Source organism: Profundibacter sp. (genome assembly GCF_056498605.1).
Map to the genome: position 1 here is coordinate 1 of NZ_JBSMEZ010000134.1, position 16,051 is coordinate 16,051.

Annotated in this window: 17 protein-coding genes, 1 tRNA gene and 2 pseudogenes; 12 read left to right on the forward strand and 8 right to left on the reverse strand. The window is 56.5% G+C overall.

The window, feature by feature from the left end; translation table 11 throughout:
- Positions 1–5: 5 nt before the first annotated feature.
- Positions 6–98: pseudogene (locus tag ACWB12_RS13220) on the forward strand (IS5/IS1182 family transposase); the annotation flags it as partial.
- Between the two features lie 93 nt (positions 99–191).
- Here the strand turns inward: ACWB12_RS13220 and ACWB12_RS13225 are convergent.
- A pseudogene (locus ACWB12_RS13225) lies at positions 192–554 on the reverse strand (EamA family transporter); the annotation flags it as partial.
- 186 nt (positions 555–740) lie between these two features.
- Positions 741–1,337, reverse strand: coding sequence for a hypothetical protein (locus ACWB12_RS13230; RefSeq protein WP_479530562.1), 597 nt, complete (start codon positions 1,335–1,337; stop codon positions 741–743).
- Positions 1,338–1,635: 298 nt separating this feature from the next.
- Here ACWB12_RS13230 and ACWB12_RS13235 point away from each other — a divergent pair, with 298 nt between their 5' ends.
- The 7 genes from ACWB12_RS13235 to ACWB12_RS13265 all read left to right on the forward strand — a co-directional run bounded on the left by ACWB12_RS13235 (position 1,636) and on the right by ACWB12_RS13265 (position 9,072).
- On the forward strand, positions 1,636–2,004 hold the full coding sequence (locus ACWB12_RS13235) for a response regulator transcription factor (RefSeq protein WP_479530563.1): 369 nt from the start codon (positions 1,636–1,638) through the stop codon (positions 2,002–2,004).
- Positions 2,001–2,270 (forward strand): hypothetical protein, encoded by a 270-nt coding sequence (locus tag ACWB12_RS13240; protein ID WP_479530564.1) that lies wholly within the window; start codon positions 2,001–2,003, stop codon positions 2,268–2,270. The genes ACWB12_RS13235 and ACWB12_RS13240 overlap by 4 nt, the downstream gene beginning before the upstream one ends.
- Positions 2,270–4,966, forward strand: a complete 2,697-nt coding sequence (locus ACWB12_RS13245) for an ATP-binding protein (protein WP_479530565.1) — start codon at positions 2,270–2,272, stop codon at positions 4,964–4,966. Before ACWB12_RS13240 ends, ACWB12_RS13245 begins: the two co-directional genes overlap by 1 nt.
- 54 nt (positions 4,967–5,020) lie before the next feature.
- Positions 5,021–6,181 (forward strand): FliM/FliN family flagellar motor C-terminal domain-containing protein, encoded by a 1,161-nt coding sequence (locus ACWB12_RS13250; RefSeq protein WP_479530566.1) that lies wholly within the window; start codon positions 5,021–5,023, stop codon positions 6,179–6,181.
- Between the two features lie 109 nt (positions 6,182–6,290).
- A complete protein-coding gene (locus ACWB12_RS13255; RefSeq protein WP_479530567.1) occupies positions 6,291–6,617 on the forward strand; it encodes a TraR/DksA family transcriptional regulator in 327 nt (108 codons plus the stop codon).
- 30 nt (positions 6,618–6,647) lie between these two features.
- Entirely contained in the window at positions 6,648–6,854 is a 207-nt protein-coding gene (locus tag ACWB12_RS13260; protein ID WP_479530568.1) for a hypothetical protein, read from the forward strand.
- A 124-nt stretch (positions 6,855–6,978) separates the two neighbouring features.
- On the forward strand, positions 6,979–9,072 hold the full coding sequence (locus ACWB12_RS13265; RefSeq protein WP_479530569.1) for a 3-hydroxyacyl-CoA dehydrogenase NAD-binding domain-containing protein: 2,094 nt from the start codon (positions 6,979–6,981) through the stop codon (positions 9,070–9,072).
- A gap of 17 nt (positions 9,073–9,089) precedes the next feature.
- Here ACWB12_RS13265 and ACWB12_RS13270 read toward each other — a convergent pair whose 3' ends face one another.
- Positions 9,090–9,305, reverse strand: a complete 216-nt coding sequence (locus tag ACWB12_RS13270; RefSeq protein WP_479530570.1) for a hypothetical protein — start codon at positions 9,303–9,305, stop codon at positions 9,090–9,092.
- A 122-nt stretch (positions 9,306–9,427) separates the two neighbouring features.
- On the opposite strand from ACWB12_RS13270, the gene ACWB12_RS13275 reads away from it, so the two are divergent.
- Positions 9,428–9,688, forward strand: coding sequence for a DUF2312 domain-containing protein (locus ACWB12_RS13275; protein WP_479530571.1), 261 nt, complete (start codon positions 9,428–9,430; stop codon positions 9,686–9,688).
- On the opposite strand, the gene ACWB12_RS13280 is transcribed toward ACWB12_RS13275, so the two are convergent.
- From ACWB12_RS13280 to ACWB12_RS13300, 5 genes are all read right to left on the reverse strand, one after another.
- Positions 9,685–10,125, reverse strand: a complete 441-nt coding sequence (locus tag ACWB12_RS13280; protein ID WP_479530572.1) for a hypothetical protein — start codon at positions 10,123–10,125, stop codon at positions 9,685–9,687. The two genes, ACWB12_RS13275 and ACWB12_RS13280, sit on opposite strands and share 4 nt — an antisense overlap.
- Positions 10,126–10,191: 66 nt before the next feature.
- Positions 10,192–10,428, reverse strand: coding sequence for a thioredoxin family protein (locus ACWB12_RS13285; RefSeq protein WP_479530573.1), 237 nt, complete (start codon positions 10,426–10,428; stop codon positions 10,192–10,194).
- Between the two features lie 10 nt (positions 10,429–10,438).
- A complete protein-coding gene (locus ACWB12_RS13290) occupies positions 10,439–11,404 on the reverse strand; it encodes a permease (RefSeq protein ID WP_479530574.1) in 966 nt (321 codons plus the stop codon).
- Positions 11,405–11,421: 17 nt separating this feature from the next.
- Positions 11,422–11,769: an ArsR/SmtB family transcription factor gene (locus tag ACWB12_RS13295; protein WP_479530575.1), complete on the reverse strand. Its 348-nt coding sequence runs from the start codon at positions 11,767–11,769 to the stop codon at positions 11,422–11,424.
- 84 nt (positions 11,770–11,853) lie between these two features.
- Positions 11,854–12,729, reverse strand: coding sequence for a hypothetical protein (locus tag ACWB12_RS13300; RefSeq protein WP_479530576.1), 876 nt, complete (start codon positions 12,727–12,729; stop codon positions 11,854–11,856).
- An 86-nt stretch (positions 12,730–12,815) separates the two neighbouring features.
- Here ACWB12_RS13300 and ACWB12_RS13305 point away from each other — a divergent pair, with 86 nt between their 5' ends.
- From ACWB12_RS13305 to ACWB12_RS13315, 3 genes are all read left to right on the forward strand, one after another.
- Positions 12,816–14,486: an ABC transporter permease gene (locus tag ACWB12_RS13305; RefSeq protein WP_479530577.1), complete on the forward strand. Its 1,671-nt coding sequence runs from the start codon at positions 12,816–12,818 to the stop codon at positions 14,484–14,486.
- Positions 14,487–14,565: 79 nt separating this feature from the next.
- A tRNA-Thr gene (locus ACWB12_RS13310) sits at positions 14,566–14,641 on the forward strand.
- Between the two features lie 164 nt (positions 14,642–14,805).
- Positions 14,806–15,993 carry a tyrosine-type recombinase/integrase gene (locus ACWB12_RS13315; RefSeq protein WP_479530578.1) on the forward strand — a complete coding sequence of 396 codons (1,188 nt, stop codon included), beginning with the start codon at positions 14,806–14,808 and terminating at the stop codon, positions 15,991–15,993.
- Positions 15,994–16,051 lie beyond the last annotated feature (58 nt).

Consider the following 16,051-nt stretch of genomic DNA (forward strand, 5'->3'; position numbering starts at 1 on the left):
ACAAAATCAGCCTGTTACTGCCGAACAAGGTGCGTGGTGTGCCGCGAGTGGATGATAGAAAAGTGCTGTCCGGCATCATGTTTTGCCTGCAACGCGGCTAAGGGCGGCGGCAAGGGCGCTGGGCGCGGGGTGCAAGGTCCATGGGCGATCAATTACAAGGGCCAGCGGCACAAGGCAGAGCGTAGCCCAGATCATGGTGCCGGCAGAGGACACTGCGGGGTGAGATGGGCAAGGTTTTTGCCGTAAATCGCGGCACATGCGTAGAGTAATGCACCGGTAAGGGCCGCGAGAGCACCTGCAAGCTGTTGGCCAATACCGCCGAAGGTCTCGGCGCCGACAATCAGCACAACCCCGACCAGGCCAAGCATGGCACCGCCGAGTTTCAGCGGGCTGATAGTCTCGTGGCGGGTGACCAACAGGGTGATGAAGAACACAAAGATCGGGGCGGTGGAATTTAGCACGCTGGCGAGGCCACTGTCGACGTATTGCTGGCCCCACGCAAGGATGGTCCACGCTGCGATGCTGTTGAACACCGCCTGAATAAACAGCATTTTCCATGCCGCAGAATGCGTTGCCGATGGCTGTGGTGCAGAGGGGTGGGGTTTGGAGTTATAGGGTGCTTGGGGGGTAGTGGTGCGGTCTTAAGGGGTGCAGACTATGTCGAGTCAAAGGACGACGTGAAAATCGCCGAACTCAACCGTCTTAGACTCCCAAGTGGCCTGCACCCCAAGTCCTTTGGCTTAATCTCCACTACGTATTTTTGCGATAAGGTCTTTGCGCCAGATGCGGTTGGGGAAACTGAAAATCCCATCGGTTTCGAGAATGTCCGCTAGGTAAGGGACCTCATTTAGCTGTGGCAAAGACTGTTTAATTTTGTCGTGTATTGTGATGGAGGTCGCATAAATGGGACCTGGAAAAGGTGGCCCGAAGCCAAGCAGTTTAGCATAACCTCCGGGATAGGCAATTTGCGAAGTGCCAGATTCTTCCACCAGTACTCTTGTGGCGTTCGCAATTTGCGCGAGCTTGGCGGGTGTGTGAATTTCCAATAGACGATTCACATGGAGTTTTTGCCAACGCAGGAGCCACGACTCGAGCATGTTCACAGGAAGCATTTCAGCGAAACGCTTCGAGTCTATAACTTTAACGGAATGTTTGTTCAATTCCCTTGTCAAGTAGAGGACATGGAAGTGCGTAATCGTCTGCAAACGTTGCGCACGGCGGTTCTCTGACATCATCATGTGTTCCGCAATGTATTCGGCGTCTTCTCGTGGCGAGGCCCCAACGATCTGCCCGAACAATAATGACATGGTAATAACTAAGTATACTAGAAGGCGCATTGTTCCGATCCATTGCAAGGGTGGAAACATTATATCGGACAATTGCGGCAATCTTTTGACTGAAGGATATTAAGTTCTTAGTTGTGTTGTCATTCTCCCATTTTTGGAAGGGAGTATTGGTAGTACTGCAAGCGGCCATTGGTGCAATCGCAGCAAATTCACACTTCGTCCCGCAAAACTGACATTCCCCCCCGCTTAAAACCCAAAGGGTTTTGACACAGCCGCCGAACTTATGGATAGTCGTCCTGCGCGGGTATTGACGGTTGTCAATCAGGGTCAACCGGGGAGGGTGTGACGGATGGGGAAAAAAGTTCTGCTGATCGAGGACGAGCCAAATATCATCGAGGCGATCAGTTTTATACTGAAACGCGATGGCTGGATTGTGGCGACCCATGCGGATGGGACCACGGCCATAGCCGCCGTTGAACGGCATGCGCCGGATGTGGTGATACTGGATGTGATGTTGCCGGGGCGATCTGGCTTTGATGTGTTGCAGGATTTGCGCGGGGCCGAGGCCACGACAGCGCTGCCGGTGCTGATGCTGACCGCGCGGGGCCAGACCAAGGACCGCGAGATGGCGGAGCGTCTGGGGGCCAGCCGGTTCATGACCAAGCCGTTTTCCAACAAGGAAGTACTGGCCTGCGTCCAAGAACTGGTGCAGGCGTGAACGAGCGGCGGGAACCCCTGTTTCTGGAGCGCGAAAGTTATCGTCAGCGGCGCACCGTTGATGCGGCGCGCCTGTTGCCGATCCTCGGGTTTCTGGCGCTGTGTTTGCCCATTTTATGGGGCGGGGGTGGCGAGGAGGACGCGGCGCGGGTGACATCGGTCGGGGTGATTTACCTGTTCGGGGTCTGGATCGTTCTGATCGTGTCCGCGATGATCTTTTCGCGGCGTTTGCGCCGGATCGAGACGGATCTGGACACACCGGACTGATGCTGTCGTTCAACATCCTGATTGCAGTTTGTCTGGCCTATGTGGTGGCGCTATTTCTGATTGCCTTTGTGGCGGACCGGCGGGCGCGGCGCGGGCAACTGGGCTGGTTGCGATCCCCGCTAGTTTACACGCTGAGCCTGTCGATTTATTGCACCGCCTGGACGTTTTACGGCGCGGTTGGCTATGCGGCGCGATCGGGCCTTGAATTCGTGACCATCTATCTGGGGCCGACATTGGTGATGGTCGGTTGGTGGTGGATATTGCGCAAACTGGTGCGCATTGGGCGCAGCCAGCGCATCACCTCGATTGCCGATCTGATATCATCGCGCTATGGCAAATCCAACCTGCTGGGGGTGATCGTTACCCTGATGGCAGTGATCGGCACCACGCCATATATTGCGTTGCAATTACAATCGGTTACCGTGTCGTTTGCGGTGTTTGCCCAAGACAGATCAGGTGGGGCGTGGGGCGCGTCGGATTTGAATGCGGCGGCCTTGTGGGTCGCGGCAGGCCTTGCGTTGTTCACCGTGTTGTTCGGCACCCGAAATCTGGACGCGAATGAGCGCCACTACGGCGTCGTCACAGCCATTGCCGCCGAAGCGGTGATGAAGCTGTTTGCGCTGCTGGCCGTCGGGGTGTTTGTGGTTTGGGGCGTGGCGGATGGGGCCAGTGACATTCTGACCCGCATTGATGCATCCCCAATCGCGGATTGGGATATGAAGCCGGGCCGCTGGGTGAGCCTGACGTTCCTGTCGGCGGTGGCATTCTTGACCCTGCCGAGGATGTTTCAGGTCATGGTGGTCGAAAACGTCGACGAGCGCCATCTGGCCACCGCCAGCTGGGCCTTCCCGCTGTATTTGTTTCTGATGAGCCTGTTCGTGGTGCCGATTGCCGTAGTCGGGCTGGACCTGTTGCCCGCCGGCTCCAACCCCGATTTGTTCGTCTTAACCGTGCCGCTGTCGCAGGGGCGCGACGGGTTGGCGATCCTGTCGTTTCTGGGCGGGTTTTCATCGGCCACCTCGATGGTGATTATCGCGGCGATTGCGCTGTCGACGATGGTGTCAAACCACATCGTGATGCCGATCTGGTTAAGTGTGGCACAGCAGGGCGCAACTGTATCGGGCGATGTGCGCCAAGTGGTGCTGACGGCGCGGCGCATCTCGATCGCGGTCATTCTGGCGCTGGGTTATGCGTATTTTCGGGTGTCGGGCGGCGGGGCGGCGCTGGCGGCAATCGGGTTGATTTCATTCGTTGGCGTGGCGCAGTTTTTACCGGCGTTACTGGGTGGTATTTTCTGGCGTGGCGCGACCAAAGTCGGGGCAGCGGCGGGCCTGCTGACGGGTTTTGTATTATGGGCCTACACGCTGTTTTTACCCAGCTTTGGCGGCTCGTTCATCCTGCCCGCGTCCGTGCTGGCAGATGGGCCATTCGGCATCGGATGGTTGCGCCCGCAAGGCCTGTTTGGGGTCAGCGGAATGGACCCGCTGGTGCATGCGCTGTTCTGGAGTCTGGCGCTGAATACGATTGCGTTTTGTATAGGGTCATTAAGCAGTTTCCCCAAGCCGCAAGAGCGATTGCAGGGGGCGCAATTTGTCAATGTGTTTGACCACAACCCGAATTCACAGGGCTGGTTTAGCGGGGCGGCAGAGGCCGAAGATTTGCTGGTGATGGCGCAACGGATACTAGGGCCGGAGCAGGCGCAGGGGTTGTTTGCGCGCGCAGCAGAACGGCAGGGAAAGGCGGGTTTTTTGCCGGACACATCACCGGAATTTTTGCAACGATTAGAGCGCGAACTGTCGGGCTCCGTGGGGGCGGCGACGGGACATGCGATGATCGGCCAGATTGTCGGCGGGTCCAGCGTGTCGGTCGATGATCTGATGGCGGTGGCGGATGAAACGGCGCAGATGATGGAATATTCCAGTCAGCTTGAGGAGAAATCGGCCGAGCTGGGCCGCACCGCGCGTCAATTGCGCGAAGTGAACGAGAAACTGACCGATTTGTCGGTGCAAAAGGATGCGTTTTTGAGCCAGATCAGCCACGAATTGCGCACGCCGATGACCTCAATCCGCGCGTTTTCGGAAATCCTGCGCGATGGCGGGATGACGGGTAAGGAGCGCAAGAAATACGCGATGATCATCCACGACGAGACTATTCGTTTGACGCGGCTGCTGGATGATCTGCTGGATCTGAGTGTGCTGGAGAACGGGCAGGTCGAATTGAACATGCAGAAGGTCGATTTATACGATGTGATCGAGCGATCAGTGGTGAGTGCTGGGACGGGCGAGCAGATGGAACTTAAGCGCATGCCGACCGGTGAACATGTGACGGTTATAACCGACCCTGACCGTCTGTCGCAGGTGTTTATCAACCTGATTGCGAACGCCTGTAAATACTGCGCCGCAGACGCACCGGAATTACGGATCAAAGTGCGGGCGACGGCGGGTGTGGTCGAGGTGGATTTTATTGACAATGGCGCGGGGATTCCTGCCAAAAGCCAGCCGTTGATCTTTGAGAAATTCTCGCGGCTTGGCGATCACCGTGCGGCGGGCGGGGCCGGGCTAGGATTGGCGATCAGCCGTGAGGTTATGAATAATCTGGGGGGTCGTGTGGATTATCTGCCAGGGCAGGGTGGGGCCGCGTTTCGGGTGTCTTTGCCAAATGAGCGGCGCACAAACGTTGGCGTCAACCATTCCTAAACCATATTATCGCTACAATCTGGCGGGGTAATAGGCCGGATAGTGACGGAAAATATGAACGATCAGACAGAACTTTCGGTCCTTCGGCGCAAGGCTGGATCGGGGCGTGCGCCCAGTGATGGTGTGGGCATGACCCCTGCCAAGGCGTTCCGGCTGGCGCTGTCCAAGGCGGCGCAGGTTGTGCTGGGGTTGGCTGTGCGGGTGCAATCCATCAAGGAAGACAGGTTAAATCAGGCGAAATTGCTGGATGTGCTGGATAAGGATGCGCTGTTGCTGATGCTAGAGGGGCCGCATGGCACCAAGGGGGTTGCGGTTTTCGATACACAGGCGCTCGCGGCGGTGATCGAGGTCCAAACACTGGGCCATGTGATGCCGTCCGAGGCGGCGCACAGGCGACCAACCAACACAGACAGCGCCATGTGTGAGGCGATTTTGAACCGCGTATTACAAGAATTCGAGGGGCATTTGGCGGCCAGCACGTCTGCTGATTGGGCAACCGGTTTCAGGTTCGAGAAGCGGATCGAGAGTGTGCGTTTGTTGGGGCTGGCGCTAGAGGATGTGGATTACCGGATGTTCCATTTGCCGCTGGATCTGGCGGACGGGGCAAAGCAGGGCACATTGCTGATCATGTTTCCGGCGGATGGGGCTGGCGTAGGGCAACAGGCATCGGGGGGCGAAAAAGGCTGGACGCAAGCGATGGAAAAAGCGGTTTGTTCCAGCCATGCCGATATTCAGGCAGTGCTGCATCGCACGCAGGTTTCTTTGGCAACTGTGCGGGCGTTTCAACCCGGTGATATAGTGACCGTGCCCAAATCGGCCATTTCCGAGGTGGCAATGGAAGGCAATGACGGACGCGTTGTCGGTGCTGCGCGGTTGGGGCAACAAAACGGATTTCGGGCCTTGCGCCTTTCGGATGGCCTGGCCGTCGCGGCGAAATCAGCGACCAGCCAGATTGTCGATATAACACCAACGGGCGGGGCTTTGGGCACGCCGCCAGCTATGGATATGCCGCCAGAACCGGATATCCCGATGGGGGAGGCACCAATGCCTATGGTTGATATCCCGATGACACCGATGGACCCGACAGGTGCCCAAGGCGGTGAAATGGCAATGCCGGACACGGATATGCCGATGATGCCGATGGAAACCACCCCGATCGGGGATGTGGATGACATACCTATGGCGGCCATGCCGATGGATATCGAGATTGGCTGAGAATGCGTCCGATCCGCCCAAACGTGAGGCAAATTTTGTATTTTGACCTGTATCAAGGTGATTTGTATCGGTTTGCGACAACATACGTCCAACCACAAGGAGAACAGGAATGGACGATATTTCAAAACGGCGCACGGTTCTTGAATCCCGCATGCAAGAGTTGGATGCGCGGTTGCAACAAATTGACGATGAGCTGGATTCGCATAATTCAAAAGACTGGGAAGAATTGGCAACCGAGCGGGAAGAAGACGAAGTGCTGGAAGGCATGGGCCTGTCCGCCCAAGCCGAGATACGCATGATCAAAGCGGCCCTTGTCCGGATGGATGCGGGCGAATATGGTGTTTGTGTTGATTGCGGGGATAGCATTGCAGCGGAACGGCTGGATGTTCTGCCCTACACGCCGTTTTGCCGCGTTTGTGCGGCCAAGCATGACTGACATTAGAACTTATTATCAGGAGGTGACCAGATGGCTTTTGAACAGTTGAAAATAGCACTCACCATGTTGATGGATGAAATCGCCAAGCGGCCGGATGATACCCATATCCTGCAAGAACAGCTGCGCGAGAAAATATCCGAATTCAAAACGCTTGGCCTGCCGGTGCCCGAGGATATTCAGGCGCTGGAAGATGCGCTGGAGCATGATCCGGTGAACATCATTTACCCTAAATTATGACGCCTAATATCTCCCCTTTACCTTAAGGTTAACTTGCGTCCATTCTAACACTGATATTTGCGGTGAGTGTAACGTGGTGCCAGCCCCTTTTGGGGCGGCAGTAATGGGTTGGATGAATTTGAAAATGGGCGACATTATTAAATATCTAGTGCAGGACGGTGTTGCCGTTGTCACCATAAATAACCCGCCGGTGAATGCCTTGGGGCACGCTGTACGGGCCGGAATGGTGGATGCGCTGGCGCGGGCCGAGGCCGATGGCGCAGTGCGGGCGGTTTTGATCCACGCGCAAGGGCGCACCTTTCCGGCAGGCGCCGACATCAAGGAATTTGGCAAGCCGCCGCTTACCCCGTCATTGCCCGAGGTTTGTGACCGCATCGAGGCCTGCACAAAGCCGGTGATAGCGGCGCTGCATGGCACGGTTCTGGGCGGCGGGTTCGAGGTGGCGCTGGCATCGCATTACCGCATTGCGGCGGCAGATACGAAAATCGGATTGCCTGAGGTCACATTGGGCCTGTTGCCGGGGGCTGGTGGCACCCAGCGCACCCCGCGGCTGTGTGGTGCTAATTTTGCACTGGGCATGATGTTATCGGGCAAACCGATCGGGGCATATATTGCCAGAGAACACGGGCTGATTGACGACGTTAGTACGGAAAACACCCTGACAGCAGGGCTTGCGATGGCACAGGATGTGATTGCCAAAGGGGCCAAAGTGCGCCGGACGTTTGAGCGGCGCGAGGGGCTGCAGGATCCGATTGCAAACCAGACAGCGATTGCGCAAGCCCGTGAGGGTGTGGCGGGCAGTGTGCTACTGGCACCGGCAAAAATAATCGATTGTGTCGAGGCCGCACTATTATTGCCTGTTGAGGCGGGCAAGATATTTGAGCGCACGGCGTTCGAATCCTGTTTGGATTCTGATCAATCCGCCGCCCTGCGCCATGTTTTTATGGCCGAGCGGATGGCTGGCAAAGTGCCGGAGCTGGCTGGTGGCAAGGCTCGCGAAATAGCAAACGTTGGTGTGATCGGCGGCGGCACCATGGGGGCGGGCATTGCGGTGTCTTTGCTGGACGCTGGTCTGGATGTGGTGATGCTAGAGCGGGATGCCGAGAGCCTTGAGGCGGGTCTTGGTCGGGTTATGGCCATGATTGAACGCTCGCATGCCAAAAAGCGCATCAGCGAGAATGAAATGAACATCCGTTTGGCGCGTTTGGCAGGAACGTTGAATATGGCGGATCTGGGGGATGTGGACCTAGCCATTGAGGCGGTGGTTGAGGATTTGGCAATCAAGGAAGACGTGTTTGCCCGACTTGATGCCACTTTGAAACCAGGCGCGATATTGGCCACCAACACTTCTTATCTGGATGTTGATGCGTTGGCGGTCACCATTTCGCGCCCCGCAGACGTGGTCGGCCTACATTTCTTTTCGCCGGCCAACATTATGAAACTGCTTGAAGTAGTGGTTGGGGATGCAACGTCAGATGATGTGGTGGCCAGTGGATTTGCGCTGGCCAAACGGTTGGGCAAGGTCGGCGTGCGGGCCGGTGTGACGGATGGGTTCATCGGCAACCGGATATTAAAGGCATACCGTTTGGCGGCGGAATATATGGTCGAGGACGGGGCCAGTCCCTATCAGGTGGACCGTGCGATGCGCGACTATGGTTTTGGGTTAGGACCGTTTCAGGTTTACGATCTGGCGGGGCTGGACATTGCCTGGGCACAACGAAAACGTCAGGCGGCAGCGCGCGATCCCGCCATCCGTTATGCGGGATTTGGCGACAAAATGTGTGAGTCGGGCTGGTTTGGCCAAAAGGTCGGGCGCGGGTATTACCGATATGTCGATGGGTCGCGGCGTGGTCAAAAGGATCAGGAGGTTCTGGACCTGATTGCGGATGAACGCGGGGCCAAGCAGATCAAGCCGCGCGATTTCAGTGACACCGAAATCCAGCGCCGCTGTGTGTCGGCGATGGTCAACGAAGGGGCAAAGTTGCTGAACGAAGGCATCGCATTGCGCCCGTCCGATATTGATGTGGTGATGATCTACGGCTACGGATTTCCGCGCTGGCGCGGCGGGCCAATGAAGGCTGCGGATAATGTTGGCCTGTTACAACTGCGCAGTGACCTGCGAGAGTTTGACACGGACGACACAACGATTTGGCAGCCTGTTGAAATGCTGGATGGGTTGATATTGAACGGGCAGGGGTTTGGTGTGTTGAACACATAGGCCAGGCAGACCCGCAATTATCCCAGAATTATGCCGGCCACCACCATCATCAACCCGACCATCGACAGCAATAACGCGGCCATATTCAGCAACACGACCCGTTGCAGGCGGGCGCGCATTTCATCCTCGGGCAGGTTGGCGCGTTTGGCTTTCAGGGCGATGGCGATGCAATAGAATATGCCGATCAGCCCGATTGCTGACACAGCGGCCCCAGCCCAGATAAGATATTCCATTATGTTTGCTCCTGATCATTCTTCCATTAGCGCCTAAAGGATGCACATGGGGTGAGCAAGCCCTTGCACGAGGCGCTGTTGGGCAGTAGGGAAGGGGTCCAGTTTAGCAAAGGGCCAGTGATATGAACGAGACATCTTCTGATATGAGCTACCGCGTCAGCGCGGATGAATTGCGCGCATTTGTCGAGCGTATCGAGCGACTGGATGCCGAGAAGAAAGACCTTGCCGAAGCGCAAAAAGAGGTGATGGCGGAAGCCAAAGGGCGCGGCTATGACACCAAGATTCTGCGCAAGATCATTGCGCTGCGCAAACGTGATGCACAGGATCTGGCCGAAGAAGAAGCAGTGCTGGATATGTATAAAGAAGCGCTGGGCATGGGTTAGGTGCTGCCGGTTAGCCGTTTGAATAGCGAGGGTTTTTCAGGCGGTGGCGGGGCTGGCACATCGTCCGGTTTGATCCGGCTGATGATCCAACGCGGCATCACCGGAATGCCGGATATGTTGCAAACTGATCCCATCGCGGCGGGGTCAAATACTTTAATGAATGTCGGGGACAGGATGTCGTCCACATAGATCGCGCCGCAATACGAGCGGTCACGGCGTGTGTTGATCAGGGCCGTGGCTTTGCCGAGGGTATCGGCGAATTCTACCGCGGTTGCGGTGGCATACGGCGCTGCCTGTTCGGTATCGAACACAAACCAGTCACCGTTTGATGCAGCCAGTGACGTCCATAACGACTCGACATCGGACCAATTCAGGATGCCTGAAAACCGCCCCTGATAGGCGGTCCAGAACGGAGTGTTGGGGAAATGTTTTGTCATTCCGGTAATTTAACCCATCTATCCTGCGCCCCGGATCACAATTCTATCAGCAGCGGTTTTGGCCGCTTATGATTTGATCCAGTCTTCAACATTTTGCGCTGTGGGCACGCTGCCGGAATGAACCACGGCCTCGTTCAGCACGACACCCGGAGTCGACATCACGCCATAGCCCATGATCGCGCCCATATCGGTGACTTTTTCGATTTCGACCGCCACACCCAGATCGGCGGCTTTGGCGGTGATCAGGTCGGCTGTGGTGGCGCATTTTTTGCAACCCGAGCCGAGAACTTTGAAATGTTTCATTTGGTTTTCCTTAGGTGAGAAGCGCGTTGAACAGATATCCAACGCCGATGAAGGCGACAAACAGGATACCGGTGAAGGTGGCAATCAGTTTTGGTTTTAAGACTTTGCGCAGGATGATCATTTCTGGCAGCGATATAGCGGCGACCGACATCATCAGGGCCAGAACGGTGCCGATTGGCACACCTTTGGCCATCAATGCCTCGACAATCGGGATTACGCCGGTGGCGTTGGAGTATAACGGGATACCGACCATGACCGCAGCGGGAACCGCCAGTAGATTATCGGCCGAGGCGTATTTCAGGAAGAATTCCTGCGGCACAAACCCGTGCAGGACGGCACCCAATGCGATGCCGACCAGCACGTAGATCCAGATGCGGCCGACGATCTCCATGACCTGACCCCAGGCGTAATCAACCCGCTGTTTGAAGGTGGTTGCGCCCTGTTGCAGGCCGGTTTCGCCCATACGGATTTTCCAGACGTATTCCTCGACCCATTTTTCCAGTTTGAAAAATTCGATCAACAGCCCGCCAACGATACCCACTGTCAGACCCGCGGCCACATAAAGCACGGCGACCTTCCAGCCGACAGCGGCAGCCAGCACCACCACGGCGACCTCGTTGATCATTGGCGAGGCGATAAGGAATGCCATGGTGACACCCAGCGGGATGCCAGCCTCAAGGAAGCCAATAAACAGCGGCACCGAAGAACAAGAGCAAAACGGTGTGACCGCGCCCAAGCCCACAGCCATCGGATATGACACGGCGCGCGAGCGGCCCGCCACCACCTTGCGCACCCGTTCAGGCGTGAGCATCGAGCGAAACAGCCCGATCGCAAATATGACAAGTGTGAGCAGGAAGAAGATTTTGGTGACATCCTCGATAAAGAAATGCACCGCTTCGCCAAGTTGCGTGCCGGGAGTGAGGCCAAGAATGGTGTAGGCCGACCAATCAGCGAGCCGTGTGAAGATTGCAAACATCGGGGTGTCCTATCTGGTTATGCGGCTGAGCTGCGGCTAGGGCGGTTTTGCATATTATGCAGGCGCATGGTGTCCTGTTTCAGAACCGGCTCATCCTTGATCCCGTTCAGGGCGGCGGTGACAACCTGTTGCTGCCATTCCGGCAGAGCCGGATTTAGGTGATAGAACATCCATTGGGCATCCCGCCGTGAAGTCAGCAGGCCAGCATCACGCAGCGCCGCAAGGTGACGCGATATTTTCGGTTGCGACAGATCGAGCGCCGCCACAAGTTCACAAACGCAGAGTTCGCCCTGATCCTGCATCAGCGCCAAGGCCCGCAAACGGGTCTGGTCTGCCAACATTTGAAAGATTTCGATTTGTTTCATAACAGCGTATATGCATCAAATCGAATATACAGTCAATCGTATATTCGATTTGACGTATATTCAGCCGGCCAATTACCAAACCCTTTATGGGGTGATGAAACTCACGCCCGGGATGCGTTCTATTTCATAGAGGTCTTGCTCGTAACGCTTGGTCATTTCGTCAACCGTCTGTTGGGTCCAGCCCGCAACATCCAATTCGTCCTCTAACGCGTCCTCAATAGCGAATTTATCCAGAAATGCGGTGATGATCCGGCCCAGTTGCATTTGCGTCTTTGGGGGGTGCGTTTGCAGATAGCTGTTATAGCGCTGCATCCCGTCTGCGGTCATGATTTCGGCCAGCAGATCGGTTTCGCCTTCAAACGTTGCCGACGGGGCAAGGCCAGTCATATTACGCATCAAGGTTGACCAGATCATCGGGGTGTCCTCGTTGCACCAGACGGTCAGCGGGGCATCGGGGGCAGCGGCACGAATGGTGTGGACCAGAGTGGACCAGTTTACATTATGTGGTGAAACACCGCGCATGAATTCGTCAAAGGTTATGTCCCTGGTGCGGGCGAATACGGCGGGGATAAAGGTGGCGGGATTTCGCACGGCAAGGTGGAATTCAACATTCGCGCTGGGAAACAGGCTGCTCAGACCGGTGATCCGGCTCATAGCGTTGCCATACAGGGTCTGGTTGGTAAAGGCCCACGGTGCGAAGGTCAGAAAATCCTCGGCGGACAGGATCAGGCGTTCAAGGTGATCAGCGTCGGTGATCGATCTTATCAGGGTGGCTTCGGCACCTGCTGCCGGTTTTGCCCCATCCAGTGATTTGAGCGTTTGGCGGATTAGCCTGCGATACCGGCTGGGGCCGGGAACAATAACGCCGTGCTGCTGCAGGGCGTCGCGATTTTTCAGCAAGGATTTCAACAGGCGGTCTTCGTCTGTGCAATGGGCCCCGATGTGAAATACTACCTGCATGCTGCCTGTCTCGTTATTTGAATGACCTGCGGGCAATATACGGGGATTTCTGGACAGATAAACCTGTTTCGGCTAGGTGACTTGGAATGACCGACCAAAACACTCAAGCACCTGCGCTACGCGGGACACCCCGCAAGCACCCTTTCCGGCCCGATTTGTGGTCATTTGGGGCTTTGGTGATCGCGTTTTTAGTGGTGTTGCCAATTGCGTCGGTGGTGTGGATTGCCTTTCATCCGGTTGAAAACATCTGGCCGCATCTGGTGGCCACAACCCTGCCGCGCTACCTGACCAATTCGCTGGTGATGATGCTGTCGGTCGGGGTGCTGTCGGCAATGATTGGCGTCGGGGCGGCGTGGCTGGTGGCGATGTATCGCTTTGCCGGTGTGCGCTGGCTGGAGTGGCTGTTGCTGTTTCCATTGGCAATCCCCGCCTATGTCGGGGCCTATGCGCTGGTTGATTTCCTGGAATATGCGGGGCCGGTGCAGACCATAATGCGCGACACGTTCGGCTGGGCTACGTCGCGTGATTACTGGTTCCCCGAAATCCGGTCGCGCGGGGCGGCTATTCTGGTGATGTCGCTGTCGCTATACCCCTACATCTATTTGCTGACCCGTTCGGCGTTTCGCGAACAGTCGGGCAGCACTTACGATGTCGCGCGGGCCTTGGGGGCAGGGCCGCTGAAACGGTTCTGGCGGGTTGGCCTGCCACTGGTGCGTCCGGCGATTGCTGCCGGGGTAGCGATAGTGATGATGGAAACAGTCAGCGATTTTGGCACGGTCGAATTTTTCGCGGTGCAAACCCTGACGACGGGCATCTTCACGGTCTGGCTGGAGGCCAACAACGCAGGTGGGGCTGCCCAGATTGCGGGCATCGTTCTGTTGTTGGTGTTGCTGCTGGTAGGGTTGGAGAGAACCAGCCGTCGTAATCAGCGGTTCCATGAAGGCGCGCGGCGCACCCAGCCGGTTGAACGGATTACCTTGCGTGGAATGCGCAGCTGGATGGCAATGCTGTTTTGTGCGGTGCCGGTTTTGGGCGGCTTTGTGCTGCCGACGGCTGTGATGATGAGCCACGCGTTGCGCAACACCCAATACTGGACCAACCCGAATTTGGGTCGCGCATTATGGAATTCGGTCACGGTCGGCGGTGGTGCGGCTGTTATTACAGTGCTTGGCGCGGTGTTTCTGGTTTACGGCGTGCGCCTGACCACGCGGCGCATTCCGCGTCTGATCCTGCCGCTGACCACTATCGGCTATGCCGCTCCGGGGGCAGTGCTGGCGGTCGGCATACTGATCCCGATGGCCGCGGCGGACCACGCGCTGGCAGACTTTGTGGAATGGCTGACGGGGGCGGAGATTGGGCTGGTGATGACGGGCTCGGGTTTTGCCATCGTGTTTGCCTATGGCGTGCGGTTCTTTGCCATTGCGCAGGGGGCTGCGGACGGCGCGATGGGGCGGATATCGCCCAGCCTGCCAATGGCGGCGCGATCCTTGGGGCGCACGGCGGGCGGCACGCTGCGCACGGTCTATGCCCCCTTGATCCGCGGCTCGCTGTTAACGGCGCTGTTGTTGGTGTTCGTTGACTGCGTCAAGGAGTTGCCAGCCACGTTGCTGCTGCGCCCGTTCAACTACAACACATTGTCGACGCTTGTGTATGAGCAGGCGTCACTAGAAAACATCGGCGAAGCCTCGCCCGCTGCATTGCTGGTGATTGGTGTCGGGATGTTGGCGGTATTACTGTTGGCCAGAAGCAACAGATAGGCCCGCGGGCAAAGGTATGGTGAAATGATTGTTTTCAGGGCTTGCACGGCGCCCACCTTCCGCGTAAATCACCCCAAGTGCCCCTATAGCTCAGCTGGTAGAGCAATTGATTTGTAATCAATAGGTCCGCGGTTCGAGTCCGTGTGGGGGCACCATTTCAGCATATTTTAAAGTCCAGTGACATCCGGTTTAGCCTTGTATATAAGGGGTTTATTGAGATTGTTTGTCCAGTGGCGTTTTTCTTGATCCGCTAACGTACCCCCAGATTGGGGGTATATTTGGGGGTGCGCTGGATTCTTGGAAATGAGCGTACCCCCAGATGCCATTAAATGATGCAAAGCTTCGAAACCTGAAAACCAAAGAAAAATCCTATAAGGTGGGTGATTTCGACGGGCTGTTTATTCTTGTGAAAGTGAGCGGTGCAAAGTCATGGCGTTTCAAATACCGCATTGATGGTAAGGAAAAGCTTCTGGTGATTGGGGATTATCCCGCGATCAGCCTTTTGCAGGCGCGACAGGCCCGTGACACGGCTAGGGCGGAACTTGCAGCGGGGGGCGACCCAAGCGAGACCAAGCAAGAAGAAAAGCGGATCAGGCGTGAAAGTCGTGGCTATACGTTTGAAAAGGTCGGGGCGGCGTTTCTTGATAAACAGCGTAAGGAAGGAAAATCACCGGCCACTCTATCCAAAACAGAATACCACCTGAAACTTGCCAATAAGGATTTCGGGCGCAAACCGATTTCAGAGATTTCGGCCCCGATAATATTACGGTGCTTGCGCAAGGTCGAGGCAAAAGGCAATTACGAAACAGCGCATAGGTTGCGGGCGCGGATTGGGTCGATCTTTCGCTATGCAGTGGCCAGTGGAATTGCGGAAACCGACCCGACATATGCTTTGCGGGATGCCTTGATCCGCCCAACGGTAACACACCGCGCCGCAATCACGGACCCCAAGGCGCTGGGCGGGTTGTTGGTGGCAATTGACAGTTTTGACGGGCAAACAACCACCCGCATAGCCTTGAACCTGCTGGCGATCCTTGCACAACGCCCCGGCGAATTACGTCATGCGCGATGGGATGAATTTGATATTGAAGCGGCGGTTTGGTCGATCCCTGCGGAAAAGATGAAGATGCGCAAACCACATAATGTGCCTTTGCCTGCGTCTGCTTTGGTTTTGCTGAGTGAATTGCGGCCTCTAACGGGCGAGGGGGAGCTGTTGTTCCCGTCATTGCGATCATGGCAGCGGCCTATGAGCGAGAACACATTAAACGCCGCCCTGCGTCGGATGGGGTATTCTGGCGATGAAATGACCGCGCACGGGTTCAGGGCAAGCTTTTCAACATTGGCCAATGAAAGCGGCCTGTGGCACCCCGACGCGATTGAACGGGCACTGGCGCATGTCGAGAAAAACGAGGTGCGGCGAGCCTATGCGCGGGGGGAACATTGGGAAGAGCGGGTAAGGCTTGCAGATTGGTGGGCGACAGTATTGGATGATCTTAGACAAAGCTGAGATTTATCGTGAAAAAGATATATAAACTAAAACAATGGTATTCTGAATAGCCCCTAGA

What these genes read in the sequence shown, in the direction of transcription:
- ACWB12_RS13260 (WP_479530568.1), top strand. Translation starts at nt 6,648, where the DNA reads ATGGCTTTTGAACAGTTGAAAATAGCACTCACCATGTTGATGGATGAA.
- ACWB12_RS13235 (WP_479530563.1), top strand. Translation starts at nt 1,636, where the DNA reads ATGGGGAAAAAAGTTCTGCTGATCGAGGACGAGCCAAATATCATCGAG.
- ACWB12_RS13315 (WP_479530578.1), top strand. Translation starts at nt 14,806, where the DNA reads ATGCCATTAAATGATGCAAAGCTTCGAAACCTGAAAACCAAAGAAAAA.
- ACWB12_RS13250 (WP_479530566.1), top strand. Translation starts at nt 5,021, where the DNA reads ATGAACGATCAGACAGAACTTTCGGTCCTTCGGCGCAAGGCTGGATCG.
- ACWB12_RS13280 (WP_479530572.1), bottom strand. Translation starts at nt 10,125, where the DNA reads ATGACAAAACATTTCCCCAACACTCCGTTCTGGACCGCCTATCAGGGG.
- ACWB12_RS13305 (WP_479530577.1), top strand. Translation starts at nt 12,816, where the DNA reads ATGACCGACCAAAACACTCAAGCACCTGCGCTACGCGGGACACCCCGC.
- ACWB12_RS13300 (WP_479530576.1), bottom strand. Translation starts at nt 12,729, where the DNA reads ATGCAGGTAGTATTTCACATCGGGGCCCATTGCACAGACGAAGACCGC.
- ACWB12_RS13275 (WP_479530571.1), top strand. Translation starts at nt 9,428, where the DNA reads ATGAACGAGACATCTTCTGATATGAGCTACCGCGTCAGCGCGGATGAA.
- ACWB12_RS13295 (WP_479530575.1), bottom strand. Translation starts at nt 11,769, where the DNA reads ATGAAACAAATCGAAATCTTTCAAATGTTGGCAGACCAGACCCGTTTG.
- ACWB12_RS13290 (WP_479530574.1), bottom strand. Translation starts at nt 11,404, where the DNA reads ATGTTTGCAATCTTCACACGGCTCGCTGATTGGTCGGCCTACACCATT.
- ACWB12_RS13265 (WP_479530569.1), top strand. Translation starts at nt 6,979, where the DNA reads ATGGGCGACATTATTAAATATCTAGTGCAGGACGGTGTTGCCGTTGTC.
- ACWB12_RS13270 (WP_479530570.1), bottom strand. Translation starts at nt 9,305, where the DNA reads ATGGAATATCTTATCTGGGCTGGGGCCGCTGTGTCAGCAATCGGGCTG.
- ACWB12_RS13230 (WP_479530562.1), bottom strand. Translation starts at nt 1,337, where the DNA reads ATGCGCCTTCTAGTATACTTAGTTATTACCATGTCATTATTGTTCGGG.
- ACWB12_RS13285 (WP_479530573.1), bottom strand. Translation starts at nt 10,428, where the DNA reads ATGAAACATTTCAAAGTTCTCGGCTCGGGTTGCAAAAAATGCGCCACC.
- ACWB12_RS13245 (WP_479530565.1), top strand. Translation starts at nt 2,270, where the DNA reads ATGCTGTCGTTCAACATCCTGATTGCAGTTTGTCTGGCCTATGTGGTG.
- ACWB12_RS13255 (WP_479530567.1), top strand. Translation starts at nt 6,291, where the DNA reads ATGGACGATATTTCAAAACGGCGCACGGTTCTTGAATCCCGCATGCAA.